Source organism: Pseudomonas putida (genome assembly GCF_028682395.1).
Classification (GTDB): Bacteria; Pseudomonadota; Gammaproteobacteria; order Pseudomonadales; family Pseudomonadaceae; genus Aquipseudomonas; species Aquipseudomonas putida_AB.
In genome coordinates, this window is the sequence record NZ_JANHLC010000029.1 from 1 (window position 1) to 916 (window position 916).

Sequence of the window (916 nt, forward strand, 5' to 3'; positions counted from 1 at the left end):
CATCAGCGCCACTGGTCTGAAGGGATCCTACGGCGAAGCCAAGGCCGCCGGTGCCGTCACCGACCTGGCCGCCACCGTAACCGGTAGCGAAGGTCAGTTCGCCGGTTTTGAAACCAGCAACGCCTACACCACCACCACCGCCTCGCGCGTTCTGACGGTCAACGGCACCGACATCACGCTGGCCACCGGTACTACCTTGGCCCAGGCCGTGGACCTGGTTAACCAGCAGTCCTCCAAGACTGGCGTCACCGCCGTGGTTAACGGCGCCGCGCTGAAAATGACCTCGGCCAGCGCCTTTAGCGTCAAGGGCGACAACGCTGAGGCCGCACCGGTCACCGACACTGCGGCCACTGCCTTCACTGGTCTGGTCAGCGGCGCCGAAATCAACATCAACGGTACTGCCATCTCCATTGCCGCCGGTCAGACCCTGACCCAGGCCGTGGCCACCATCAACACCCCGGCTACCGTGACCGCCACTGGCGTAACCGCTTCGCAGAAAGACGGCCGTCTGGTCCTGACTTCCGCTGACGGCAAAGCCATCAAGCTGGACAACGGCAGCAACGCCACCAGCGGTCCAGGCGCACTGGCCAAGCTGGGCCTGCAATCGGGCACCACCCAGGCCAAACTGACTGCCGATACCTCGGTGATCCTCAATGGCGTGGAAGTAAAGTTCAAGAAGGGCGACACCGCCGATTCGATCGTCTCCTCGATCAACAGCGCAAGCACCGGCGTCACCGCCAGCAAGAATGCTGATAACACCCTGGCGCTGTTCTCCAACAAGACCTTCACCGTGGCCAACGGCAGTGCCGGTACTGGCCTGGCGCAACTGGGTCTGACTGGCGTCTCGGCGACCAACACCGCTGTGACCGTGGAAACCACCGTGTCGAACCTGAGCATCCAGGACGCCGCTTCGTCC

1 protein-coding gene is annotated in these 916 nt (G+C 63.3%); it reads left to right on the top strand.

Annotated elements, in window-relative coordinates; genetic code table 11:
• A partial coding sequence (locus NPS46_RS25080) for a flagellin hook IN motif-containing protein (protein ID WP_274112039.1) occupies nt 1-916 on the top strand: 916 nt, incomplete at both ends.